Source organism: Pseudonocardia sp. DSM 110487, assembly GCF_019468565.1.
GTDB lineage: Bacteria > Actinomycetota > Actinomycetes > Mycobacteriales > Pseudonocardiaceae > Pseudonocardia.
This window is the reverse complement of sequence record NZ_CP080521.1, coordinates 8,573,622-8,598,071: the sequence shown is the minus strand read 5'-3', so window position 1 is coordinate 8,598,071 and position 24,450 is coordinate 8,573,622. Positions and strand designations below refer to the sequence as shown.

The following is a 24,450-nucleotide window of genomic DNA, read 5'->3' as shown; positions in this document are numbered from 1 at the left end:
TCGACCACCGGAAGGGGCGCTACTGGCGGTGGTCTCCTCCGGCGGCGAGGGGCTGGATCCGGATCACCCGGTCGTCGGAGGACACCGGCTGGCCGCCGCCGGCCTTGTTGACGGTGCCGAGCCACACCAGCCCGTCCGGGGCGAGGGTGGCCGCGGAGAGGCGGCCGTAGGTCTCCTGCAGCAGGGTCTCGGGGGCTCCGACGAACAGGTTCTTCGCGTCGGAGCGGATCACGAACAGCGACTCCGGGCGCATCTGGGCGACCGCCACGGCGCCGTCCTGAGCCGTGCAGCCCGCTACGCCGGGCCGGTCGGGCCAGCGCCACGCCGGAGAAGGGAGCGGGCCGGGCACGATCAGGTGCAGCGCGTCCTCGCCCGCCCGCCGGTCGGTGACCCAGGCCGTGCCGCGCCGGGGGTCGACGCAAATCCCGCCGGGCGACTGCAGGCCGGAGCTCATGGTCGGCGAGAGCGGGTCGAGGTTGCCCTTCGCCGGACGGCCTTGCAGGTCGATGCGCAGCAGCTTGCCGGCAAGGGAGTCGGGCGGGGGAGTGGCCTGGCCCGCGTTGCCGGTGGCCACGAGCAGGGAGCCGTCCTCGTCGACGGCGAGGGCACCACCGTTGTTCACCGGGCCACGGGGGATGCCGGTGAGCACGGGCTTGGGCGGCTCACCCGCCGCGAGGCGCACGACGCGGTTGTCCTGCGGCGTGGTGATGTAGGCGTAGACGAGCTGGTCCTCGATGTAGGACGGCGACAGCACCAGCCCGCTGAGGCCGCCACCGCCGGCGGCGTCCACCGGCACGGTAGCCACCAGCTGGGGCTCGCTGCCCTGCTCGACCCGCAGCACCCGCCCGGTCTGCCGCTCTCCGACCAGCGCGGACGCCGCGTCGGGGAGCACCGCGATGGCGCCGACCGGCTCCAGGCAGGTGGCGATGACCTGGGGGTCGGGGTCCTGGCAACCCGACGGCACCTGCTGAGGTCCGCCCTGGCCTTCCGGGCCGGGCGGCTGCGGCGTCTGCGGCGGCGGGGTGTCCTCCGGCACCACGGGCGGCCCGCCCAGCTCTCCGGCGCCCTCCAGTTGCTCGCGCCACTCGCGCGGGCCCTGCTCGGGGAACGTGGCGCAGCCACCGAGCGTCAGCACGAGCAGCGCCGCCGCGGCCGCGCGCCGCACCCGTCCTCCCACGAGGTCCAGGTTAGGTAGCGGCGGGTGAGTGCCCGGTGAATAGTGCCGTTCATGGGTGAGATCACGGTGCTGGTGCCGGAGGACGAGGGAGAGGCGGCGCTCGCCGACGTGGCGGGCGTGGAGGTCGTGCGCTACGACCCGGGCGGCGAGCTCCCGGCCGCGGCGGCGCGGGCGCAGGTCCTCGTACCGCCGTTCCTCGCCCCCACCACGGCGGTCTCAGTCGTGGAACGGCTGCCTGAGCTGCGGCTGGTGCAGCTGCTCACCGCGGGCGCGGAGGCGTGGGTCGGGCGGCTGCCCGCTGGGGTCGCGCTCTCGGACTGCCGCGGGGCCCACAGCGGGGCCACCGCGGAGTGGATCGTCGGTGCGCTGATCAGCGTGTACCGGCATTTCCCGCAGTTCGTGCGCGCGCAGGTGGCGCGGCGCTGGGACTACCACGTCACCGACACCCTCGCCGGCAAGCGGGTGCTGATCGTCGGCGCCGGTGACGTCGCCGAGCACACCGTCCGCAGGCTCGCCCCGTTCGAGGTGGCCACCACGCTCGTGGCGCGCCGGGCCCGCCCAGGCGTCCACGGGATCGACGAGGTGCACCACCTGCTGGGGCAGCACGACGCCTGCGTCGTGATCGTCCCGCTGACCGAAGCGACCCGCGGGCTGATCGACGCCGAGTTCCTCGCCGCGATGCCGGACGGCGCGCTGCTCGTCAACGCCGCCCGCGGGCCGGTGGCCGACACCGACGCGCTCACCGCCGAGCTCACCAGCGGGCGGCTGCTGGCCGCGCTGGACGTCACCGAACCGGAGCCGCTGCCCGCCGACCACCCGCTGTGGGCCGCGCAAGGGCTCTTCCTGTGCCCGCACGTCGGAGGCAGCGTGCCCGGCCGGCTGGAGCGGGCCTACCACATCGCGGCCGAGCAGATCGCCGCGTTCGTCCGGGGTGAGGAGCCGCCGAACCTCGTTGCGGACGGCTACTGAGCAGCGTCCTTCTCTTGCGGTAAAGCCAATTTGCCGACACCAGGTTGCGGCAAATTGGCTTTGCTGACGTGCACGGCGGCTACGCTCGGGCGCCATGAGCGACCAGCCCACGTCGATCCTGCCCGGCGCGGGCGGCTTCGGTTCTTCCGAGCCCGCCAAGACGTTGCCCAATCGCAGGCCGCTGGCGTGGAACCCGGGCACCGACTTCGGGCTGCTCCTGCTGCGCTTCGCCGTGGGCGGCACGTTCTTCGCCCACGGGATGCAGAAGGTGGCCGGCCTCTGGGGCGGACCGGGCATCGATGGGTTCGCCCGCGTGCTGGAGGGCTTCGGGTTCCAGCAGACCGTGATCCTGGCATGGGTCACCGGGATCACGGAGGTCGTGGGCGGCGCGCTCGTCGTGCTGGGCTTCCTCACCCCGCTCGCGGCGGCGGGCCTGGTCGGCATCACGATCAACGCGGTCGCGCTCAGGGCGGGCAACGGCTTCTTCATCGCCTCGCCTGCGGGGGCGGGTGCTGTGGAGCTCGACGTGGTGCTCGGGCTGGCGGCGGCCGCGCTCACGCTCACCGGGGCGGGCCGGATCGCCTTGGACAAGGGCCGCACCTGGAACCGTCGCCCCGCCCCGTGGGGGGTACTCGCCCTGGTCATCGGTGTGGTCGCCGCCGTGCTGGTGCTCGTGCTGCTGCGGTGACACCCCCGCCGCCGGATTACGCATGGCTGAAGGCCGTGGAGCGGTGGGCGGGGGCGCCGGTGGCGGTCACCGCGCGGGCGCCGCTCGGCGGCGGGTACGTCGCCGCCGCGGTCGAGCGGATCGACCTGGACGCCGACGATCACATCTTCTCGGTCGTCCTCAAACGGGCGCGGCCGAGCGAGGTGGCCGCGATGCGCGCGATCACGGTCGTACCCGGTGTGGACCGGCCCCGCCTGCTCGCGGCCGGCCGGGACCGGCACGGCGCATGGCTGCTGATGCCCTTCTACGCCGGGGCCGCGCTCGACGGCGGGGAGGTGCCCGCCGAGGTGTGGGACGTGCTCGGCCGCGTGCACGCGCACTGGCACCGGAAACGTCCGCGAGGCGTCCCCGTCGTCGACGCGCGCTGGTGGTGGGGGATGGTCACCGTGCACACGCTTCCGGCGGTTCGCGGCGCGCGCGACCGCACCGGCGACGCGCGGCTCGCCGAGATCGTCGATCTGCTCGAGGCCTGGTCGACCGACGCCCACTTGCGTGCGGCGCTCGCCCTGCTTCCGCGCACGCTCACGCACGGGGACGCGCACCGCGGCAACGTGCTGCTCACGCCGGAAGGAGGCGTGCTGATCGACTGGGGCAACGCCCGCGTCGCGCCCGCCGGGTTGGACGTCGCGACGCTCGCCGCGCAGGGCGCGCCCGCCCCGGCCACGTACGTCGATCCGGTCCCGGACGAGTTGCGCGAGGTGGAACGGCTCTGGGCCCAGGTGCAGGTACACGTGCAGTACCTGGGCTTCGCCGCCGACCACCTCGGCGCCGCACGCGTCGTCGAGATGGTCGATATCGCGGCCGGCGCCCTCGACGCGCTCGGCCCCGCGCTGGCAGGGTGCGATCTTGCCGCGCTACGGCCCGATGTACGGCCCTGACGTCCGATAGGGCCTGCGGCTACGGAACCTGGCGGACGGCGCCCTTGTCGGCGCTCGTCGCCAGCGCCGCATAGGCCCGCAGTGCCTTGGACACCTGACGGTCGCGGTCGCGGGGTCGCCACGGCCGCTCCGAGGCGTCCATCTTGGCGCGGCGCTCGGCCAGCACCTCGTCCGGCACGAGCACCTCGAGTGCGCGCGCCCGGACGTCGATGAGCACGGTGTCGCCGTCCTCGATCAGGCCGATGACGCCGCCCGCGGCGGCCTCGGGGGAGATGTGCCCCACCGAGATACCGCTGGAACCGCCGGAGAAGCGGCCGTCGGTGATCAGGGCGCACTTCGCGCCGAGGCCCGCGCCCTTGAGGAAGGCGGTGGGGTGCAGCATCTCCTGCATCCCTGGCCCGCCTGCCGGCCCCTCGTAGCGCACGACGAGCACATCGCCGGGCTGGATCTGCTTGGTGAGGATGACCGACACGGCCTCCTCCTGGCTCTCGACGACCCGGGCCGGGCCCTCGAATCGCCAGATGTTCTCCGGGATCCCGGCGGTCTTGATCACGGCGCCGTCCGGGGCGATGTTGCCGCGCAGCACGGCGAGGCCGCCGTCGGCGGAGTAGGCATGGGCGAGGTCGCGGATGCAGCCGTTCTCCGCGTCGGTGTCCAGCGACGACCAGCGGTTCTGCGTGGAGAACGCCTCCGTGGTGCGCACCCCGCCGGGCGCGGCGTGGAAGAGCTCCACCGCCTGCTCCGACGCCGACCCGCAGCGGATGTCCCACTCCGAGAGCCACTGGGAAAGCGACGGCGAGTGCACGGTGTGCACGTCCTCGTTCAGCAGCCCGGCCCGCCACAGCTCGCCGAGGATCGCGGGGATTCCGCCGGCGCGGTGCACGTCCTCCATGTGGTAGTTCGAGTTCGGCGAGACCTTCGCCAGGCACGCCACCCGGCGCGACACCGCGTCGATGTCGGCGAGGGTGAACTCGACCTCGCCCTCCTGCGCCGCGGCGAGGATGTGCAGCACCGTGTTGGTGGAGCCGCCCATCGCGACGTCGAGGGCCATCGCGTTCTCGAACGCCTTCTTGTTCGCGATCGAGCGCGGCAGCACGGAGGCGTCGTCCTCGTCGTACCAGCGCTTCGCGATCGCCATCACGGTGCGGCCCGCCTCGAGGAACAGCTCACGCCGCGCGGCGTGCGTGGCCAGCGTGGAGCCGTTGCCGGGCAGCGCGAGCCCGAGCGCCTCGGTGAGGCAGTTCATCGAGTTCGCGGTGAACATGCCGGAGCACGAGCCGCAGGTCGGGCATGCGGAGCGCTCGACCTCGGTGAGGCCGGCCTCGTCCACATGCGACGACGCAGAGGCCGCGATCGCGGTGATCAGGTCGGTGGGGGCCTGCGCGACCCCGCCGACGACGACGGCCTTGCCCGCCTCCATCGGCCCGCCGGAGACGAACACGGTGGGGATGTCGAGCCGCATCGCGGCGTTGAGCATGCCGGGCGTGATCTTGTCGCAGTTGGAGATGCAGACGAGCGCGTCGGCGGCGTGGCCGTTGACCATGTACTCGACGGCGTCGGCGATCACCTCGCGCGAGGGCAGCGAGTAGAGCATCCCGCCGTGCCCCATCGCGATCCCGTCGTCCACGGCGATCGTGTTGAACTCCCGCGGCACGCCGCCCGCCTCGCGGATGGCGCCCGCGACGAGGTCGCCGAGGTCCTTGAGGTGCACGTGCCCTGGCACGAACTGGGTGTACGAGTTGGCGATCGCGACGATCGGCTTGCCGAAGTCGTCGTCGCCCATGCCGGTGGCGCGCCAGAGCGAGCGCGCTCCGGCGGCGTTGCGGCCGTGGGTGGTGACTCGGGACCGGAGTGCCGGCACGGTTCTTCCTCTCGCTGGGCCGAAGCTGCGCGCACTCGGCCGCGAGCGGTGGCTCCGCGGGCATCGCTGCGCTCCGCGCGGGCCTGGCCGGGGCCGTCGTCCGGCGGACCCGCTGCGGGATCGATACCACGTTACGCGCCCGCCGCACGCGCCCTTGACGGATGGCCCGGCGCCGAGGACGATTCCTAATCGTGTTAGGCGAAGCTACTGCTGATTGGCAGAGCAAACGACGTGAGGCGGCGCGCCAGGAGATCCTCTCCGCCGCGTGGGCGGTCGCACGGGAGAACGGGCTCGCGGCGCTGACCCTGCGCGAGGTCGCGGCCCGCGTCGGCATGCGGGCGCCGTCGCTGTACTCGCACTTCGCGTCGAAGCACGCGATCTACGACGCGATGTTCGGCCAGGCGTGGACGGAGTACGAGGAGCTCGTCGAGCGCACCGAGCCGGACGCGCCCGGCGATCCGCGGCCGACGCTGAAGCGGTTCGCGCGACGGTACTTCGACTTCTCGGTCGCGGACCTCGCCCGCCACCAGCTGATGAACCTGCGCACGATCCCGGACTTCGCGCCGAGCGCGGAGAGCTACGCCCCCGCCGTGCGCGTGCTCGAAGGTCTGCGCGCCCGGATGGCGGCCATGGGGATCACCGACGACGCCGACATCGACCTCTACACGGCGCTCGTCGCGGGCCTGGTCGACCAGCAATGGGCGAACGACCCCGGCGGCGACCGCTGGGCCCGCCTGCTCGACCGGGCCGTCGACATGTACGCCGACGAGCTCGGCATCCCTCGTACCGACGACACCGAGGAGTCCCGATGACCAAGACCGACACGCGCAGCAAGGCCGAGCCCCGCCGTTCGGCCCTCGACCGCGAGGTGGCGATTCGACTGGCCGCCACCGAGTACGGACGGTTCCTCGACATGCTGCGCAGCCTCTCGCCGGAGGACTGGACGCTGCCGACCGACTGCCCGGCGTGGGACGTGCGCCAGATGGCGGCGCACTGCCTCGGCATGGCCGAGCTAGCGGCGTCGCCGGAGGAAGGCGCGCGTCAGAACGAGGTGGCCCATCGGCGGGGCGGGGTGTTCATCGATGCGCTCACCGGGTTGCAGGTCGAGGAGCGCGGCAACATGACGCCCGAAGAGCTCATCCAGCGGTATGCGGAGGTCGGCCCACTCGCCGCGCAGTGCCGTCGGGAGACCCCGGCGGAGGTCCTCGCCATGACGATGCCGGGCGTGCAGATCGTGAACGGTGAGCAGGAGCACTGGGTGCTCGGCTTTCTCGTTGACACGATCCTCACCCGCGACACGTGGATGCACCGCGTCGACACCGCCCGCGCCACCGGCCGGGATCTGGTGCTCACGCCGGAGCACGACGGCGCGATCGTCGCCGACGTCGTGGCCGAGTGGGCCGGCCGGCACGGCATGCCCCACACGCTCGTGCTGACCGGCCCGGCAGGCGGACGGTGGAGCCGCGGTGACGGCCCCGAGCTGGAGCTGGACGCGGTGGAGTTCTGCCGGGTGCTGTCGGGCCGTGGCCACGGCGATGGCCTGCTCGGCGTGGAGGTGCCCTTCTGACAGGAACGGGGCCTGCCTACTCGGCGGTCGCCGCCGGATCGGGAAGGCGGCCGCCGCTCACCGCGGCGAGGCGGGGCAGGTCGCGCACGTGCACGGCGGGCAGCGCGAGCTCGGAGCCGTCGGCCAGCACGGCGCTGACGCGGGCCGAAGCGGGGTTGCGGGCGCGGCCGAGACGCACCTTCGCGATCTCGCCCCACGGCACCCGGCGCCCGCCGACGATCTTGCGGACGGTGACCATCTCAGGGTCGGCCGTGGTGCGCACGCGCAGCGTCCACACGATGATCCCGATCGGGATCAGGTAGATGAGCCACAGGTACGGCGCGGCCCACGCCACGGGGGTGACGCAGACGGCCAACGTCAGCGCCACCAGCACGACGAGCGGGGAGACGCGGAAGACGGCGCGCGGTGGGGGCTCTGGTGGGGCGCTCACGCCATGCTGCGGTGTCGATTGGTCAGCTCGCTCACGCCACCATCGTCGCACCGTGCTGATGATCGGCTCGCTGCCGCTCGCTCGATTGCTCACATCCAGGCCGCGACCACCAGCGTGAGCCCGATCGCGAAGAGCCCACAGCCGGTGCCGAGGACCTGGAGGTACCGCTCAGGCCACCGCCGCAGCGCGACGCCCAGCAGGGTGCACGCCGCGCCGACCGAGGCGATGCGCACCCCGCGGTGGCCGATCGCCGCGCCGAGGAACGGCAGCGGGTCGACCCCCGCCCGCCCTGCCTCGGCCGCGTAGACCTTGAACGGGATGCCGGAGAGCGGCTGGTGGCGCACCGCCTGCGCGCCCTCGTCCGCGGTCTGCTCCGCCACCATGACCCGCATCCGCTCCGTGACGAGTGGGGCCGCGGGGGCCGCGCCCGCCATCCCGAGGGCGAGCGTGCAGAGCCCGCCGGCCATGCTGGCCAGCACCGCTGCCGGAACCAGCCGGACGCCGGCCCGCGGCGCGGCCGGCACCAGTGCGAACAGCACGAGCTCCGGCAGGAGCGGCCACACGATCGCCTCGGCGAAGCTCCACGCCGCCACGATCACGAGGCCCGTGCCGGACAGGGCGACCCGGCCGACGCGCCGCCGCGTCTCTTCCGATGAACGGCCCGTTCGTCGGGAGGGGCCTGCGAGGCGGGCCACCTCCGCGCGGGCTACCTCCGGGTCCGGTGGCACCGGGGTGCCGATGCGGACCGTCACGCGGGCGCGGTGCAGCCTGCCGTGCTTGGGCAGCAGGTCGGCCGTGCCCGCGATGCCGACCGGCACCACCGGAACCCCGGCCGCCGCGGCGAGCCGGAAGGCACCCGCGTGGAAGCGGGCCGGGACGCCGGTGCCGCGCGTGCCCTCCGGATAGACGATCACGGCCCGCCCTGCGCGCAGCAGGTCGACGGCGGCTTCCATGTCGGCGCTCCCACCGCCGGTGCGGCGCACGGGGAACGCGGCGGCCAGTGCCCGGCACACGGCGGCACGCCAGCCACCGGCGAACCAATAGTCGGCGGCGGCGGCGACCCGCGGGGCGTGCCGGCTGCGGACCGCGGCGAGCAGCGCCGCGGTGTCGGCGTGCGAGCTGTGGTTCGCGACCACGACGCACCCGCCGCGGGGCAGCGCCCCGACGACCGTGAGCCCACCCGTCAGCGTCAGGACGAGCCGCCACAACCAGTGCCGCGCCGCGGCGGCCGGCCGGGCGGTCATGCCAACCCCGTGACCAGCACGGCGAGCGGCAGCGCCACCAGCAGCGAGTCGATCCGGTCGAGCAGGCCGCCGAATCCGGGCAGCCACGTCGCGGCGTCCTTGCGGCCCGCCTCCCGCTTCAGCATCGACTCCAGCAGGTCGCCCAGCACACCTCCCACGACGACCGCGAGGAGCAACCCGGCCGACGGCATGCCCAGCGCCAGCAGCACGCCGCCCGCGCCGAGCGCGGCCCCTGCGACGCCGCCCCACGTCTTCGCGGGCGAGAGCGGTGAGAGCGGCCGGGCGCCCGGGCCGCGCCTGCCCAGCAGCTTGCCACCGCACCACGCCCCGACATCCGCGACGGCGACGGCGAGGCAGACCGCGACGGCGACCGCCGGATCGAGCACGGCGAGCCCGGCGAGGCCGCCGCCGATCCACACCGTGCCGAACGCGCCGTACGCCGCGCGCCGCCCTCCCGCCTCGGTGTCCCCGGTGAGCAGCGCGGGCAGAGCCGCACCGACCGCGAGCACGGGGAGCAGCAGCCCGAGCAGGTCGGGGCGCAGGAGCGCCACGCCCGGCACGGCGACGACCCGCAGCACCAGCGCCACCGTGTCGGTGCGGGGGAGGCACGCCAGCCGCGCGAACTCGACGGCCGCGACGGCCGCGAGCCCCGCCGCGAGCACGGCCCCACCGGCGCGCCCACCGACGAGCAGCGGGCCGAGCACGAGCGGGGCCGCGATCAGCCAGGTACGCCAGCGTGCGGTGAGCTCGGCGTTGCGGGCGCCGCCGACGGCGGCTCCACCGATGCCGAGTGCGCCGAGGGTGAGGGTCACCGGATCCATGGGTCGAGGGTGTCGCGGCTCACGGTCCGATCCATCCGTGCGACCACCGGATCGAGCTACGTAGTCCTACCGGTCCTGAACCTGGCTGGCGCGAGCGCCCGGTGCAGCGCCCGGAGGCGGACCGCGGCCGTCAGCGCCGAGCCCGCGGCGAGCACGACCAGCAGCACGTCGGCGTGCGCAGGCACCGCGGCGAGCACGATCAGCAGCAGGCAGCGCTCCGTCTTGCCCACCGGCCCGCCGTTGATCCGCGCCGCTCCGGCGGCGGCGCCGGAGAGGGCCACCCATGACGGCGCGCTCGCGGTGAGCATCGCCAGCAGCACGAGCCACGGCGGGGCGAGGGCGAAGCACCCGGCGAGCGCGGCCAGTTCGGCCCCGCGATCGCCCAGCTCGTTGACGACCGCGCCCCACCGGGTGCCCGTGCCGGTCTCGCGGGCGAGCGCGCCGTCGAGGTTCGCCGCCGCCAGCCGCAGCGCGAGCAGCGCGGCGACCAGCACCGTCGCCGCGAGCGGGCTGCGCACCGTCGCCAGTACGAGCCCGGCCAGCGCTCCGAAGCCGACCCCGGCGGCGGTGACGGTGCTCGGCGTCACGCCGCGGGCCGCGAGGGCGCGGCGGGCGCCTGCGAGTCGGTCGGCGTACCAGGGCTTGAGGGCGTACAGGCCTGAGCTCATCAAGGCAGCGTCGCGCCGCGCGGGCGTTCGACGCCTCCGCAGAACTACGTGAAACGCCAAGACCGCCCGTCCCACGATCTGGTACGGACTTCCCACGGAATTGACGCGCGGCGCACCCGGCCACTAGCGTCGCTGCCATGTCCGCCATCCGAGTGCTCGTACTTCGCAGGCGCGTCCACGCCTGAGCGAGCCCTCGGTCGTCGACGCGCCACCCTCGTTCCGTCAGCCAGACGGTCGGGGGTTTTTTTCTGTCCGGATCCCGAAACCCATGCGGAGCGATCAGCAGATGACCACCGCAACGCCCCGATCCGGCCCGGTCCCCGGGCCGCAGGCCCCGAAACCGGGGCCGCCTCCTGGCCGCCATGGCCAGCCCGCGACCACGGGCCAGCCGGTACGGCGCATCGAGGAGGTGCCGATGACGGGCGCCCAGTCGCTCGTGCGCTCGCTCGAGGAGGTGGGCTGCGAAGTAGTCTTCGGCATCCCCGGCGGCACGATCCTCCCGGCCTACGACCCGCTGCTCGACTCCACAAAGGTGCGGCACGTTCTGGTGCGCCACGAGCAGGGGGCGGGCCATGCCGCCACCGGCTACGCGCAGGCCACCGGCAAGGTCGGGGTCTGCATGGCGACGTCGGGCCCCGGCGCGACGAACCTGGTCACACCGATCGCCGACGCGCACATGGACTCCGTCCCGATGGTCGCGATCACCGGCCAGCAGAGCCGGCCGCTGATCGGCACCGACGCGTTCCAGGAAGCCGACATCACCGGCATCACCATGCCGGTCACCAAGCACAACATGCTCGTGACCGACCCGGCGGAGATCCCGCGGGCGATCATGGAGGCGTTCCACCTCGCTTCGACGGGCCGACCCGGCCCTGTCCTGGTGGACATCCCGAAGGACGTGCTGCAGGAGAAGACCACGTTCTCCTGGCCGCCGGAGATGAAGCTGCCCGGATATCGGCCGACGACCCGGCCGCACGGCAAGCAGATCCGCGAGGCCGCGAAGCTGATGTGCTCGGCGAAGCAGCCCGTGCTCTACGTCGGCGGTGGCGTGCTCAAGGCAGAGGCCACGGCGGAGCTGCTCGAGCTGGCCGAATTCACCGGCATCCCGGTCGTCACGACCCTGATGGCGCGCGGGGCCTTCCCGGACAGCCACCCTCAGCACGTCGGGATGCCGGGCATGCACGGCACGGTGGCCGCCGTGGCCGCGATGCAGAAGGCCGACCTGCTGGTCACGCTCGGCGCCCGGTTCGACGACCGGGTCACCGGCCAGCTGTCGACGTTCGCGACGAACGCCACGGTCGTGCACGCCGACATCGACCCGGCCGAGATCTCGAAGAACCGCCGCGCGGACGTCCCGATCGTGGGCGACTGCAAGGAGGTGCTCACCGAGCTGATCGACGCCGTCCGGGCGGAGCGCGCCTCCGGCGCGGCCGACCTCGGGCAGTGGTGGGCCCAGCTGGACGAGCTCCGCACGACTTATCCGCTCGGGTACGACTGGCCTGCCGACGGCTCGCTGTCCCCGCAGTACGTCATCGAGCGGATCGGGGAGATCGCCGGGCCGGACGCGGTGTACACCGCGGGCGTCGGCCAGCACCAGATGTGGGCCGCGCAGTTCATCAAGTACGAGAAGCCGCGCTCCTGGCTGAACTCGGGAGGCCTCGGCACGATGGGCTACGCCGTGCCGGCCGCGATGGGCGCCAAGATGGCCCTGCCGGACGCGGTGGTCTGGTGCATCGACGGCGACGGCTGTTTCCAGATGACGAACCAGGAGCTCGCCACCTGCGCCATCGAGAACATCCCGATCAAGGTCGCCATCATCAACAACGGCAACCTCGGCATGGTCCGGCAGTGGCAGAACCTCTTCTACGAGGAGCGGTACTCCAACACCGACCTCGGCACCCACAAGCACCGGATCCCCGACTTCAAGCTGCTGGCAGAAGCCATGGGGTGTGTGGGGCTGCGCGCCGAGTCCAAGGACGAGGTCGACAAGGTGATCCACCGGGCGATGGAGATCAACGACCGTCCGGTCGTGATCGACTTCGTGGTCGGCGCCGACGCCCAGGTGTGGCCGATGGTCGCGGCCGGTACCGGTAACGACCAGATCATGGCGGCCCGCGACATCCGGCCGCTGTTCGACTCGGACGAGCTCGTGGCCGACGACGCGGTGGCCAGCACGCAGATGACGAGGGAAGCATGATCCAGAGGCACACCCTGTCGGTGCTGGTCGAGGACAAGCCGGGCGTGCTCGCCCGCGTGTCCGGCCTGTTCTCGCGCCGCGGGTTCAACATCGAGTCGCTCGCCGTCGGGCCCACGGAGCACCCCGAGGTCTCGCGGATGACGATCGTCGTCGCCGTCGACGACTTCCCGCTCGAGCAGGTCACCAAGCAGCTCAACAAGCTCATCCACGTCATCAAGATCGTCGAGCTCGAGCCGGCGGCCTCGGTGCAGCGCGAGCTGCTCCTGGTGAAGGTGCGCGCCGACCCGGGCGTGCGCAGCCAGGTGCTCGAGATCGTCGACCTGTTCCGCGCCAAGGCCGTCGACGTGACGCCGGAGGCCCTCACCATCGAGGCCACCGGCACCGCTGAGAAGCTCAGCGCACTGCTCAAGAACCTCGAGCCCTTCGGGATCCGGGAGATGGTGCAGTCCGGGATGGTGGCCGTCGGCCGCGGTCCCCGCTCCATCACCGCAGCAGCTGTTCGCTAACTGGAGAGGACGAACCACACCCGTCATGAGCGTGAACATCTATTACGACGACGACGCCGATCTGTCGATCATCCAGGGCCGCAAGGTCGCGGTGATCGGCTACGGCAGCCAGGGCCACGCGCACTCGCTGTCGCTGCGCGACTCCGGCGTCGACGTCCGGATCGGCCTGCCCGAGGGTTCGAGGTCACGGCAGAAGGCGCAGGACGAGGGACTGCAGGTGGGCACGCCCGCCGAGGTCTCCGCCTGGGCGGATCTGATCATGATCCTGGCGCCGGACACGAAGCAGCGCCACATCTACGCCGAGGACATCGCGCCGAACCTGAAGGACGGCGACGCGATCTTCTTCGGCCACGGCTTCAACATCCGCTACGAGCTGATCAAGCCGCCGTCGAACGTCGACGTCGCGATGGTCGCCCCGAAGGGCCCCGGCCACCTCGTGCGCCGCCAGTTCGTCGACGGCAAGGGCGTGCCCTGCCTGATCGCGGTCGAGCAGGACGCATCCGGAAACGGCAAGGCGCTCGCGCTCTCCTACGCCGCGGCGATCGGTGGCGCCCGCGCGGGCGTCATCGAGACGACGTTCAAGGAGGAGACCGAGACCGACCTGTTCGGTGAGCAGGCGGTGCTCTGCGGCGGCGCGGCCGCGCTGGTGCAGACCGGGTTCGAGGTGCTCACCGAGGCCGGCTACGCGCCCGAGGTGGCCTACTTCGAGTGCCTCCACGAGCTCAAGCTGATCGTCGACCTCATGTACGAGGGCGGCATCGCCAACGAGCGCTTCTCCATCTCCGACACCGCCGAGTACGGCGACCTCACCCGCGGCCCGCGCGTGATCACGCCCGCGGTGAAGCAGGAGATGCGCAAGATCCTGGGGGAGATCCAGGACGGCACGTTCGCCCGCGAGTGGGTGGCCGAGGACGACGCCGGCCGCCCGAACTTCACCCGCCTCCAGAAGGAGGGGCAGAACCACCCGATCGAGCAGGTCGGGGAGAAACTGCGCGGCCTGATGAGCTGGGTGGGCCAGAAGGCCACCTGAGCCTGCGGCTGAATCGCACCAACGGCACTCTCGTTCCGACCATGTCGGGCGAGGGTGCCGTTCGTGCATGATCGGGCCGTGGACGTCGACGCCCTTCGTGCCCTCACCCCCGGATGCGCGAACCGCGTCCACCTCAACAACGCGGGCACGGGACTGCTGGCGCAACCGACCCTCGACGTGATGACCGGGTACCTCCGCCGCGAGGCCGAGATCGGCGGGTACGAGGCAGCGGACGCCGCCCAGGACGACATCGCGGCCGTGTACACCGCGGTGGCCGAGCTGGTCGGAGGCGCCCCCGACGAGATCGCCTTCTTCGACAACGCCACCCACGCCTGGAACGCCGCGTTCTACTCGGTGCCCCTCGGTCCCGGCGACCGGATCCTCACCGGCCGCGCCGAGTACGGCAGCAACGTGCTGGCGTACCTCCAGGTCGCGAAGCGCACCGGCGCCGAGGTCGTCGTCGTCCCGAACGACGAGAGCGGGCAGCTCGACACCGCGGCGCTGGCCGACCTCGTCGACGAGCGCACCCGGCTGATCGGGGTCAGCCACGTCCCGACGAGCGGCGGGCTGGTCAACCCGGCCGCCGAGATCGGCCGGATCGCCCGCGAGGCCGGGGTGCTGTACCTCCTCGACGCCACCCAGTCTGTCGGGCAGCTCCCGGTCGACGTGGAGGAGATCGGCTGCGACCTGCTGTCCGCCACCGGGCGCAAGTTCCTGCGTGGCCCGCGCGGCACCGGGTTCCTCTGGGTGCGCTCGACAGCACTGGAGCGGCTCGACCCGTACGTCGCCGAGATCCGTTCCGCCACGTGGGACGGCGGGCGCGGCTTCACGTGGGTCGACGGCGCCCGGCGCTTCGAGTCGTGGGAGAACAGCTACGTCAACCTGCTCGGGCTCGGCGCCGCGGTCCGGCAGGCACTGGACCTGGGCCTGGACGCCATCGCCGGGCGCACCCTCGCGCTGGGCGCGCAGCTGCGGGAGCGGCTCGACGCGCTGCCCGGCGTGTCCACCCACGACCTGGGCCGCAACCGGTGCGCGATCGTGACGGCGAAGGTCGACGGTATGCCCACCGACGATGTCGTCGCCGAGCTCGCCCGCGCCGGGGTCAACGTGACCTCGACCGATCCCGAGCACACCCAGTTCGACACGGAGGTGCGCGACGTGCACCCGCTCGTGCGGCTGTCCCCGCACTACTACAACACGGAGGCGGAGCTGGACCGCGGGACCGAGGTGATCGCCGGCCTTCCCCGCTGACCGAGTGGACGACGAGGATGCATCCGGGCGCACTGCGGGAACGGGGGGACCGGTGGAGGCGGACGACGCGAAGATCCGGGCGGCGGTGGGGGTGACGGTCGACGCCGGCACCGTCCACTTCGAGATGCGGATGGAGTCCGAGCCCGCCGGGATGATGCGGGAACGCAGCCAGGGGGTCTGCGATTTCGCCCACCGGCGCGAGGCCTGCCACACGGTGACGGAACTACCGGCGGACGTCCCTGACGTCTTCCAGATCACGGACGGCGGGATCGTCTACAGCCGGGATACCGGCGACGAGTGGCACGTCCTGGACATGGGCAGCTGGGCATCGGCCGGCCTGCTGTCCGTGCTCGGCTGGCTCTACGGGGTGGTGGACGTGCGGACGGGCGACGGCGGCGACCACGGTGTGACGATGAGCGCCGCGCGTGCGCTCGAGACGTGTCCGGCGCCGCTGCGCGACGAGCTCCGGACGTCCTTCCACCAGGCAGGTCATCTCGACGCGGTCGCGACCGGCCGGGTCCGCACCGATGCCTCCGGCCGCATCGTCGAATGCCGGCTCGAGCTCCCGGCCAGCGTGAACGGGCTCTTCGGATCGGTCGACGTCGGCTCGCGCATCACCGTCGTCCTCTCCGACTTCGGCGAGCCGGCGCACATCCGGCCTCCCGACGCCGGGCCCGCCCAGCCGATCGAGGACTTCGTCGAGCACATCCTCCGGCATGTCGAGGAGGGCGAGTAGCCCCTTGCCCCCTTCGCGGGAAGACGGGCCGGGGCCGGGCGGTTGACCAAGGTGTCCCGCGACGAAAGGTCACCGCCGTGTCCCTGCCACTTCCGCTCTCGATCCTCGACCTCGCCACCGTCGGGGACGGCGAGACGGTCCGCGAAGGCCTCGAGGCGAGCGTCGGGCTCGCGCAGCGCGCTGAGGAGTGGGGGTTCCGGCGGATCTGGTACGCGGAGCACCACAACATGCGGGCGGTTGCCTCGTCGGCCACGAGCGTGCTCATCGCGCACGTGGCGGCGAACACCGAGCGGATCGCGCTCGGCTCCGGCGGCGTCATGCTGCCCAACCACTCGCCGCTGGTGATCGCCGAGCAGTTCGGCACCCTCGCCACCCTGCATCCCGGGCGCATCGAGCTCGGGCTGGGCCGGGCGCCCGGTACCGACCAGACCACGGTCGCCGCCCTGCGCCGGGACCACACCGCGGCCGACCGCTTCCCACAGGACGTCCAGGAGCTGCAGGCGTTCCTCTCCGACGAGAGCCTCGTGCCGGGCGTGCACGCCTACCCGGGCCGGGGCACCAACGTGCCGATCACGATCCTCGGCTCCTCGCTGTACGGCGCCCGGGTGGCCGCGGCGCTCGGGCTGCCGTACGGCTTCGCCTCGCACTTCGCGCCCGACGCCCTCGAGCAGGCCGTCGCGCTCTACCGCAAGGAGTTCCGGCCGTCCGCCCAGCTCGGACAGCCGCGCGTGCTGGCCGCCGTGAACGTTGTTGCCGCCGACTCCGCCGACGAGGCCGCGAAGGCGCTGCACGCGGTGCAGCGCGACCGCGTGAAGCGGTTCCTGTCGCGCGGCGGCCACGACCTCACCGACGAGGAGGCCGAGATCTTGCTCGAGGCGCCTGCCGGGCAGCAGATCCGGTCGATGACGCGCTACACCGCGGCGGGCACCCCGGACGTCGTGGTGAAGTACCTGGAGGACTTCGCCCGCCGCGCCGACGCCGACGAGCTGATCGTGACGTTCCCGGTGGTCGACAGGTCGGCGTGGATGCGCTCCGTCGAGCTGCTCGTGGAGCAGGTGCGTCCCGCGGTCGTCTAGCGTTCCGGTTCGGAACGCTAGGCCGGGCGGTTCGTCCCCTTCGCATGTCGAACCGCCCACGCCGCGGGTACCGGGCCCGATCTGCGCATCTACGATCGGGGGTCGCACACCTGACCCCGATCCAGGAGCCCTGCATCCGTCGTGAGCACCGTCCAGATTAGAGGGCAGGCAGCCACCCGCCCTGTCGTCCTGCTCGCCGAGAAGCTCGCGCCGTCCGCGGTCGCCCTTCTCGGTGACGACGTCGAGATCCGCCACGTGGACGGCACCGACCGCCCCGCGCTGCTGGCCGCGATCACCGACGCCGACGCCCTGCTCGTCCGCTCGGCCACGAAGGTCGACGCCGAGGTGCTCGCCGCGTCCACGCGGCTGAAGGTCGTGGCCCGCGCCGGTGTCGGGCTGGACAACGTCGACGTGCCTGCCGCCACGGCCCGCGGCGTCATGGTCGTCAACGCGCCGACGTCGAACATCGTCTCAGCGGCCGAGCACGCGGTCGCGCTGCTGCTCGCCACCGCGCGGCACATCGCCGCCGCCGACGCGAGCCTGCGGCAGGGCCAGTGGAAGCGCAGCTCGTTCACCGGCGTCGAGCTCAACGGCAAGACGGTCGGCATCGTCGGCCTCGGCAAGATCGGGCAGCTGGTGGCCCAGCGGCTCGCCGCGTTCGGCGTCGAGCTGATCGCCTACGACCCCTACGTCGCGCCGGCCCGCGCCGCCCAGCTGGGCATCGAGCTCACCGACCTCGATGAGCTGTTGCGCCGCGCCGACGCGATCTCGATCCACCTGCCGAAGACCGCGGAGACCCTCGGCCTCATCGGCAAGGACCAGCTCGCGCTCACCAAGAAGGGCGTGCTGATCGTCAACGCCGCCCGCGGCGGCCTCGTCGACGAGGACGCGCTTGCCGAGGCCGTGCGCAGCGGGCACGTCGGCGGCGCCGGGATCGACGTCTACCTCACCGAGCCCACCACTTCCAGCCCGCTGTTCGAGCTGCCGCAGGTGGTCGTCACCCCGCACCTCGGCGCGTCCACCGACGAGGCGCAGGACCGGGCCGGCACCGATGTCGCGAAGTCCGTGCAGCTGGCGCTTGCGGGCGAGTTCGTGCCGGACGCGGTGAACGTGCAGGTCGGCGGCGTGGTCGGCGAGGAGGTGCGGCCGTGGCTGCCGCTCGTGCAGAAGCTCGGCGCCGTGCTCTACGCCCTCGCAGGGCGGGTGCCCAGCACCGTCACGGTCGACGTCGCCGGTGAGCTCGCGTCAGAGGACGTCTCGGTGCTGCAGCTCGCGGCCCTGCGCGGCGTGTTCACCAACGTCGTCGAGGACCAGGTCACCTTCGTCAACACGCCGGCGCTGGCCGCCGAGCGCGGGGTCGACGTCGAGCTGACCACGGCGCCGGAGAGCGAGAACCACCGCAGCGTGGTGCAGCTGCGCGCGGCGATGCCCGACGGCGAGTCCATCACCGTGTCCGGCACGCTCACCGGCAGGGCGCAGGTGGAGAAGCTGGTCGAGGTCAACGGCCGGCACTTCGACCTGCGCGCCGAGGGCGAGGTGCTGCTGCTGGAGTACGCCGACCGTCCTGGCGTGATGGGGCGGGTCGGCTCCCTGCTCGGCGAGGCGGCCGTCAACATCGAGGCCGCGCAGATCAGCCAGACCACCGACGGCACCGACGCGATCATGCTGCTGCGCGTCGACCGGCCGGTCGACCCGGGCGTGCTGGAGCCGATCGGCGCGTCGGTCGGGGCCAGGACCACGCGGCTGATCTCGTTCGACTGATCGGTCCGCGGGATGTCGGGTCGGGAGCTCGTCGTGCTGGGCACCGCCAGCCAGGCCCCGACCCGCACCCGCAACCACAACGGCTACCTGCTCCGCTGGGACGGGGAGGGGTTCCTCTTCGACCCGGGGGAGGGCACGCAGCGGCAGATGCTGCTGGCCGGCGTGCCCAGCAGCGCGATCACCCGGATCTGCCTCACCCACTTCCACGGTGATCACTGCTTGGGCGTTCCCGGCATCGTCCAGCGGCTCTCGCTGGACGGCGTCGCGCACCCGGTGATCGCGCACTACCCGGCGTCCGGTCGGGAGTTCTTCGCGGCGCTGCGGTACGCCAGCTCGTTCCACGAGGTCGCGGACGTTCAAGAGGAGCCGGTCGAGCGGGACGGCGTGCTCGCGTCGGGCCCGTCCGGCGTGCTCGAGGCGCTTCGGCTGGACCATCCGGTTGAGGCGTTCGGCTACCGCTTCACCGAGCCGGACGGGCTACGCATGCTGCCCGGGCGGCTCGCCGAGCGCGGGATATCCGGTCCCGACGTGGGCAGGCTGCAGCGCGAGGGCGCGATCGTGGTGTCGGGCCGCACGGTGCGGTTGGCGGACGTCAGTGTTCCGCGGCGCGGACAGCGGTTCGCCTTCGTCATGGACACCCGCCTCTGCGACGGGGTGTACGCGCTGGCGGACGGCGCCGACATGCTCGTCATCGAGTCGACGTTCCTCACCGAGGACGAGTCGCTCGCGCGGACGTATGGGCACCTGACGGCCCGGCAGGCCGCGACGGTCGCCGCCGACTGCGGGGTGCGGAAGCTGGTGCTGACCCACTTCTCCCAGCGCTACGCCGACCCCGCCCGGTTCGCGGCCGAGGCGTCCGAGGTGTTCGGCGGCGAGATCGTGGTGGCCGCGGACCTGGCCCGCGTGCCGTTGCCACCCCGGCGTGGATGATGCGGCTGTTCGTGGCGGTGACGCCGCCGCCCGAGGTACTGGACGAGCTGCGCTCGGCCACAGCGGCGATGCGCTCCGCGCACCCGGAGCTGCGCTGGAGCCTGCCCGCCCAGTGGCATCTCACGCTGGCGTTCCTCGGTGGGGTCGATGACGAGACACGCATGGACCTTTCGGCGCGGCTGGGCCGCGCCGCCGCCCGGCACCCGCCGATGCGGCTCGCGCTGCACGGCGCAGGCCGGTTCGGTGATCGCGTGCTCTGGACCCGCGTGGCAGGTGACGTGGGGGCGCTGGGCGGGCTCGCGGCGTCCGTGCGGGCGGCGGCCCGGCGGGCAGGGGTCGACGTCGAGGACCGGCCCTACCGGCCCCACCTCACACTGGCCCGTGGTCGGAACGGGGCCGACCTGAGGCCGGTCGTCGCCGCGCTGGCCGGGTTCGCGGGGCGCACGTGGACCGCGGCCGAGCTGCACCTCGTGCGCAGCCACCTCGGTGGCGGACCCGGCCGCACCTCCCGGTACGAGCTGCTGGCGTCGTGGCCACTCACCGGAAGTTGATCACTAACCGTTCCCGGCGTAGCTGTGTGCGCGCGTTCGGAGGGATGAGCATCCGCCGTACGGGTGCTGGCCGAGAGCGGGGGCGCCGTTCGAGGCGGTCGGGCGGAGGGGCAGAATGGCCCGCTCGGGGGCGTGTCCCGCGCCGGAGAACGGCGCGGTGATCCGCTTTCGCACCAGATCCACGCGACCGGGTGACCGCGATCGGGTGGCGGACGGCGGAGCGGTGCCGTCGCGGCCGGTAACGTGCGCCCGGCTGCTTCGGGGCCAGACGGAGAGAGGACATCGGCAATGCGCCTTGCGGTCATTCCGGGGGACGGCATCGGGCCGGAGGTCATCGACGAGGCGCTCAAGGTCCTCAACGAGGTATCGCCTGGCGCCGAGACCACCACCTACGACCTCGGCGCCGCGCGCTGGCACTCCACCGGAGAACTTCTGCCGGAGTCGGTGCTCACCGAGCTGCAGCAGCACGACGCCATCCTGCTCGGAGCCGTCGGCGACCCGTCGGTCCCCAGCGGCATCCTGGAGCGCGGCCTACTGCTGCGGCTGCGGTTCGAGCTCGACCACCACGTCAACCTGCGTCCCGCGCGGCTCTACCCGGGCGTCCGCGGGCCGCTCGCGTCACCGGGCGAGATCGACTTGATCGTCGTGCGCGAGGGCACCGAGGGTCCCTACGTCGGCACCGGCGGGATCCTGCGCAAGGACACCCCGCACGAGATCGCCACCGAGGTGAGCACCAACACCGCGTACGGCGTGGAGCGGGTGGTGCGCGACGCGTTCGCGCGCGCATCGCGGCGGCCGCGCAAGCACCTCACACTCGTGCACAAGACGAACGTGCTGAGCTACTCGGGCCGGCTGTGGTCGCGGATCGTCGAGGAGGTCTCCCTCGAGCACCCCGAGGTGTCGGTGGCCTACCAGCACATCGACGCCACCACGATCCACATGGTCACCGACCCCGGCCGGTTCGACGTGATCGTCACCGACAACCTGTTCGGCGACATCCTCACCGACCTCGCTGCGGCCGTCACCGGCGGCATCGGCCTCGCCGCCAGCGGCAACCTCGACGTGAGCCGGCGCAACCCGAGCATGTTCGAGCCGGTGCACGGCAGCGCCCCCGACATCGCGGGCCAGGGCATCGCCGACCCGACCGCCGCCGTCCTCTCGGTCGCCCTCCTCCTCGACCACCTGGGCAACCGCGACGCCGCCCGCCGCATCGAGGCCGCCGTTTCCTTCGACCTGGCCACCCGCGACCACAGCGCCACCGGCCACACCCAGTCGATCGGCGACCGCCTGGCGGCGCTGGTGAGCGCGAGGGCCACCCCGAGCCCGACTGCGTAGGCCCGTCCACGTGTCAGCAGAGCCACCTCCATGCCATCTCGTGGCATGAAGGTGGCTTGCTGACATCCGGATAGCCGGAACCGCGCGGAGGGGTGGGCGGGTTCGGTCGATCGAGCAGGCTCGGCACAGCGGCGCCACCGTGGGATCAAGCCCCGCCGAGGTAGGACTCGTCCAGGAGGGACGCGACACTGTCCAGGGGCGCGCGGACCCAGTCGTCGTCGATCTCCTCGCCGTCGTCGCGGGCGGCCTGCAATGCGCGGTTCCAGGTGAGCGCGCGGGCGACCTTCGCGACCCGGCACGCGAGTTCGAGGGTTGCGCCCAGGTCCTCCTCGCCCGAGGTGTGGGCGAATCCCTCCAGGTAGGTGGAACGCGCGCGGAGGAATGCGGGGTCGTCGAGCTTCGCGTCGAGTAGGCGCTGCACGAATCCCAGTGGCACGAGCATTGCCGCGAAGGAGTGGGCGACGACGCTGTCGCCCCAGTCGTAGAACGTCGCGACGCCTGTGCCCAGGATGTTCCACGGGTGGAGATCGTTGTGGTCGAGGCTCACCGGCACCCGTGACTCGCCGAGCTGCCAGCACCACCGGGCAAATGTGGGTCGCATCGCCGCGACTCGCGCATGCGTCGCATCCGCGGTGCCGCCGCGTCCGTCGATGGCGGCGCCGGTGACTTCCAACGCTTCATCGAACCGGTCGAGCATGACAGCGGGGCGCATGTCTGCGACACCCAGGGACAGGAGCTCGTCGACATGGGTAGCCAGCTCGCGTTGTAGCTGGCCGTACTGTCCGAGTGCATCCACGAGCGCCGTCGTCAGCTCGGTGCCGGCGAGACGCTCCCCGATGGGCAGGCCGCCGTCGGGCAGCAGGATCCAGCCGCGCTCCGGGTCCGAGGCGAGCGGTGTCAGCACGTGGCCCGGGGCGATCCGGGCGAGGAGGTCGTACAGGCCGACCTCGAATGCGGTGCCGGGTCCGGCTGCCTTCAGCCAGACCGGACCGGCGGAGGTGGGCACCCGCAGCACCGTTGCCCACGGGCGCAGGTGTGGTTGCTCGACATCGCCGTGGCGGTGGATGCCCGCGGTGGCCAGCTGCTCGTCGAGCCACATCACCGCGTCGGCGTGCCATTCCGGCGACGACCATGCAGCTGTGCCGTGGCGGGCGATCCGGCTGCGAGCGAGTTCCTGCTTTCCGGGTGGCTCATGCCGAGAACGACGCATCATCGGCTTCTCCTCGGGGGTGGACGATCTCCGAAGCGCGTCAGCGTGAGGGCAGTGTCGCGGCCGGCGTGCGACGCCATACCACCAGCGCCGATGCCGAGCCTGCGGCCATGACCGCGGCGCCGACCCAGGCCGCGACGTGCATGCCCGTGAGGAAAGCCGCCTGTGCGGCGTCCGCGAACGCCACATCGTCGGCCAGGCCGCGCGCGATGTCGAGCGCGCCGCCCAGGGTCCCCAGCCCCGATTCGGGGATTCCGGCGGGCGGGACCAATGCGCCCCTGAACGCCGCCGCGCCGGCGGCGCCCAGCAGCGCCACACCGAATGCGATCCCGAGTTCGGAGCTGGTCTCCGACACCGACGACGCTGCGCCCGCCCGCTCCGGTGGCGCCGACCCGACGATCACATCGGTGCTCACCGCAACGACCGCGCTGGCCATCCCCATGATGATGGCCGCGCCGGCGACCACCACACCGATACCCGGCCCTGCGGTCGCGAGCACGACGCACCCGGCAGCGGACACCGCCATCACCCCGGCCAGCAGCAGGTCCGGCGGTACTCGCCCGGCGAGCCTCGGCACCAGGGTGGAGGTGACGATGCCCGTAGCCACACCCGGCAACGTCCACAGCCCGGCCACCAACGGGGACAGCCCGGCCACCAGCTGCAGATGCTGCGCCACGAACAGGTAGGTGCCGGCCCACGCGGCATTCGTGCACAGCTGCGCCACCAGCGCGAGGTTGAACCGGGCCGCGCGGAACAGCGTCAGGTCGATCAACGGGTGCGTGAGGATCCGCTGACGGCGCAGGAACACCACTCCCACCGCCAGCCCCGCGACCACCGCGAGCACGGCGACCATGTCCGGCCCGTCGACGGCGACGCGTTTGAGCCCGTAGACGATGCCGAGCACCGCGAACAGCGACATCGCGGTGCTGGCCAGGTCCAGCCGCCCGGGGTCGGGGTCCCGCGACTCCGGCAGCAGCATCGGACCCAGCACCAGCAACAGGACCATGGCCGGCACACCGAGCAGGAACACCGCGCCCCACCAGAACTGCTCCAGCATCACCCCACCGACCAGCGGCCCGATCGCCCCGCCGCTGGTGAACACCGCCACCCACACCCCGAACGCGGCACCCCGCTCCCGCTCGTCGTCGAACAGGCTCCGGATCAGCGCGAGAGTCGAGGGCAGCAGGCTCGCACCGACCAGCCCCAATAGCGCCCTGGCGACGATCAGCATCGCCGGGCTCACCGAGAACGCCGTCAGCACCGAGGCCCCGGCGAACGCCGCCGCACCCATCAGCAGCAGCCTGCGCCGACCGATCCGGTCGCCGAGCGTCCCCATCGTGATCAGCGAGCCGGCCACCAGGAATCCGTAGATGTCGACGATCCACAGCAGCTCCACCGCGCTCGGCTGCAGATCGGCGCTGAGCTCGGGGACGGCGAAGTGCAGCACGAACATGTCCATCGACACGAGCAGGGTCGGCAGCATGAGCACCACCAGGCCCAGGCGGGGACGCGCGGCCATCCGTGC

The 24,450-nt window shown here is 72.6% G+C and carries 23 protein-coding genes; 15 read left to right on the top strand and 8 right to left on the bottom strand.

Features of this window, described 5'->3' with window-relative positions:
* Nucleotides 1–19 precede the first annotated feature (19 nt).
* Entirely contained in the window at nucleotides 20–1,177 is a 1,158-nt protein-coding gene (locus tag K1T35_RS40205; protein WP_255621239.1) for a sorbosone dehydrogenase family protein, read from the bottom strand.
* Between the two features lie 51 nt (nucleotides 1,178–1,228).
* On the opposite strand from K1T35_RS40205, the gene K1T35_RS40200 reads away from it, so the two are divergent.
* The 3 genes from K1T35_RS40200 (at nucleotide 1,229) to K1T35_RS40190 (ending at nucleotide 3,751) form a co-directional block, all read left to right on the top strand.
* Nucleotides 1,229–2,146, top strand: a complete 918-nt coding sequence (locus K1T35_RS40200) for a 2-hydroxyacid dehydrogenase (protein WP_220256920.1) — start codon at nucleotides 1,229–1,231, stop codon at nucleotides 2,144–2,146.
* A 94-nt stretch (nucleotides 2,147–2,240) separates the two neighbouring features.
* The gene (locus tag K1T35_RS40195; RefSeq protein ID WP_220256919.1) at nucleotides 2,241–2,834 is read left to right on the top strand and encodes a DoxX family protein; all 594 of its coding nucleotides are present in this window, start codon (nucleotides 2,241–2,243) and stop codon (nucleotides 2,832–2,834) included.
* Nucleotides 2,831–3,751 (top strand): aminoglycoside phosphotransferase family protein, encoded by a 921-nt coding sequence (locus K1T35_RS40190; protein ID WP_220256918.1) that lies wholly within the window; start codon nucleotides 2,831–2,833, stop codon nucleotides 3,749–3,751. Before K1T35_RS40195 ends, K1T35_RS40190 begins: the two co-directional genes overlap by 4 nt.
* A gap of 19 nt (nucleotides 3,752–3,770) precedes the next feature.
* Here the strand turns inward: K1T35_RS40190 and ilvD are convergent, their stop codons facing one another.
* A complete protein-coding gene (gene ilvD, locus K1T35_RS40185) occupies nucleotides 3,771–5,612 on the bottom strand; it encodes a dihydroxy-acid dehydratase (protein ID WP_220256917.1) in 1,842 nt (613 codons plus the stop codon).
* A 191-nt stretch (nucleotides 5,613–5,803) separates the two neighbouring features.
* Here ilvD and K1T35_RS40180 point away from each other — a divergent pair, with 191 nt between their 5' ends.
* Both K1T35_RS40180 and K1T35_RS40175 read left to right on the top strand, forming a co-directional pair.
* On the top strand, nucleotides 5,804–6,424 hold the full coding sequence (locus K1T35_RS40180) for a TetR/AcrR family transcriptional regulator (RefSeq protein WP_220256916.1): 621 nt from the start codon (nucleotides 5,804–5,806) through the stop codon (nucleotides 6,422–6,424).
* Complete coding sequence (locus K1T35_RS40175) at nucleotides 6,421–7,179, top strand: maleylpyruvate isomerase family mycothiol-dependent enzyme (RefSeq protein WP_220256915.1); 759 nt, start codon at nucleotides 6,421–6,423, stop codon at nucleotides 7,177–7,179. Before K1T35_RS40180 ends, K1T35_RS40175 begins: the two co-directional genes overlap by 4 nt.
* A 16-nt stretch (nucleotides 7,180–7,195) precedes the next feature.
* On the opposite strand, the gene K1T35_RS40170 is transcribed toward K1T35_RS40175, so the two are convergent.
* The 4 genes from K1T35_RS40170 to K1T35_RS40155 all read right to left on the bottom strand — a co-directional run bounded on the left by K1T35_RS40170 (nucleotide 7,196) and on the right by K1T35_RS40155 (nucleotide 10,342).
* Complete coding sequence (locus K1T35_RS40170; protein ID WP_220256914.1) at nucleotides 7,196–7,609, bottom strand: PH domain-containing protein; 414 nt, start codon at nucleotides 7,607–7,609, stop codon at nucleotides 7,196–7,198.
* An 89-nt stretch (nucleotides 7,610–7,698) separates the two neighbouring features.
* Complete coding sequence (locus K1T35_RS40165) at nucleotides 7,699–8,853, bottom strand: lysophospholipid acyltransferase family protein (protein ID WP_220256913.1); 1,155 nt, start codon at nucleotides 8,851–8,853, stop codon at nucleotides 7,699–7,701.
* Nucleotides 8,850–9,674: a phosphatidate cytidylyltransferase gene (locus K1T35_RS40160; protein WP_220256912.1), complete on the bottom strand. Its 825-nt coding sequence runs from the start codon at nucleotides 9,672–9,674 to the stop codon at nucleotides 8,850–8,852. The genes K1T35_RS40165 and K1T35_RS40160 overlap by 4 nt, the downstream gene beginning before the upstream one ends.
* A 56-nt stretch (nucleotides 9,675–9,730) precedes the next feature.
* The gene (locus K1T35_RS40155) at nucleotides 9,731–10,342 is read right to left on the bottom strand and encodes a CDP-alcohol phosphatidyltransferase family protein (protein WP_220256911.1); all 612 of its coding nucleotides are present in this window, start codon (nucleotides 10,340–10,342) and stop codon (nucleotides 9,731–9,733) included.
* 268 nt (nucleotides 10,343–10,610) lie between these two features.
* On the opposite strand from K1T35_RS40155, the gene K1T35_RS40150 reads away from it, so the two are divergent.
* The 10 genes from K1T35_RS40150 to K1T35_RS40105 all read left to right on the top strand — a co-directional run bounded on the left by K1T35_RS40150 (nucleotide 10,611) and on the right by K1T35_RS40105 (nucleotide 21,715).
* Complete coding sequence (locus tag K1T35_RS40150) at nucleotides 10,611–12,539, top strand: acetolactate synthase large subunit (protein WP_370645223.1); 1,929 nt, start codon at nucleotides 10,611–10,613, stop codon at nucleotides 12,537–12,539.
* A complete protein-coding gene (gene ilvN, locus K1T35_RS40145) occupies nucleotides 12,539–13,045 on the top strand; it encodes an acetolactate synthase small subunit (protein ID WP_220263152.1) in 507 nt (168 codons plus the stop codon). Before K1T35_RS40150 ends, ilvN begins: the two co-directional genes overlap by 1 nt.
* A 25-nt stretch (nucleotides 13,046–13,070) precedes the next feature.
* On the top strand, nucleotides 13,071–14,075 hold the full coding sequence (gene ilvC / locus K1T35_RS40140) for a ketol-acid reductoisomerase (RefSeq protein ID WP_220256909.1): 1,005 nt from the start codon (nucleotides 13,071–13,073) through the stop codon (nucleotides 14,073–14,075).
* A gap of 63 nt (nucleotides 14,076–14,138) precedes the next feature.
* A complete protein-coding gene (locus K1T35_RS40135; RefSeq protein WP_220256908.1) occupies nucleotides 14,139–15,326 on the top strand; it encodes an aminotransferase class V-fold PLP-dependent enzyme in 1,188 nt (395 codons plus the stop codon).
* A gap of 52 nt (nucleotides 15,327–15,378) precedes the next feature.
* Nucleotides 15,379–16,062: a hypothetical protein gene (locus K1T35_RS40130; protein WP_220256907.1), complete on the top strand. Its 684-nt coding sequence runs from the start codon at nucleotides 15,379–15,381 to the stop codon at nucleotides 16,060–16,062.
* An 83-nt stretch (nucleotides 16,063–16,145) separates the two neighbouring features.
* Nucleotides 16,146–17,138, top strand: a complete 993-nt coding sequence (locus K1T35_RS40125) for an LLM class flavin-dependent oxidoreductase (RefSeq protein WP_220263151.1) — start codon at nucleotides 16,146–16,148, stop codon at nucleotides 17,136–17,138.
* Between the two features lie 141 nt (nucleotides 17,139–17,279).
* Nucleotides 17,280–18,899, top strand: coding sequence for a phosphoglycerate dehydrogenase (serA, locus tag K1T35_RS40120; protein ID WP_255621238.1), 1,620 nt, complete (start codon nucleotides 17,280–17,282; stop codon nucleotides 18,897–18,899).
* Nucleotides 18,900–18,911: 12 nt separating this feature from the next.
* Nucleotides 18,912–19,829, top strand: coding sequence for a ribonuclease Z (locus tag K1T35_RS40115; protein WP_220256906.1), 918 nt, complete (start codon nucleotides 18,912–18,914; stop codon nucleotides 19,827–19,829).
* A complete protein-coding gene (gene thpR, locus K1T35_RS40110; RefSeq protein WP_220256905.1) occupies nucleotides 19,826–20,380 on the top strand; it encodes an RNA 2',3'-cyclic phosphodiesterase in 555 nt (184 codons plus the stop codon). Before K1T35_RS40115 ends, thpR begins: the two co-directional genes overlap by 4 nt.
* 288 nt (nucleotides 20,381–20,668) lie before the next feature.
* Nucleotides 20,669–21,715: a 3-isopropylmalate dehydrogenase gene (locus K1T35_RS40105; protein ID WP_220256904.1), complete on the top strand. Its 1,047-nt coding sequence runs from the start codon at nucleotides 20,669–20,671 to the stop codon at nucleotides 21,713–21,715.
* A 145-nt stretch (nucleotides 21,716–21,860) separates the two neighbouring features.
* On the opposite strand, the gene K1T35_RS40100 is transcribed toward K1T35_RS40105, so the two are convergent.
* Together K1T35_RS40100 and K1T35_RS40095 are read right to left on the bottom strand one after the other, a co-directional pair.
* Complete coding sequence (locus K1T35_RS40100) at nucleotides 21,861–22,928, bottom strand: phosphotransferase (protein WP_255621237.1); 1,068 nt, start codon at nucleotides 22,926–22,928, stop codon at nucleotides 21,861–21,863.
* Between the two features lie 37 nt (nucleotides 22,929–22,965).
* Nucleotides 22,966–24,444 carry an MFS transporter gene (locus tag K1T35_RS40095; RefSeq protein WP_220263148.1) on the bottom strand — a complete coding sequence of 493 codons (1,479 nt, stop codon included), beginning with the start codon at nucleotides 24,442–24,444 and terminating at the stop codon, nucleotides 22,966–22,968.
* Between the last annotated feature and the right edge of the window lie 6 nt (nucleotides 24,445–24,450).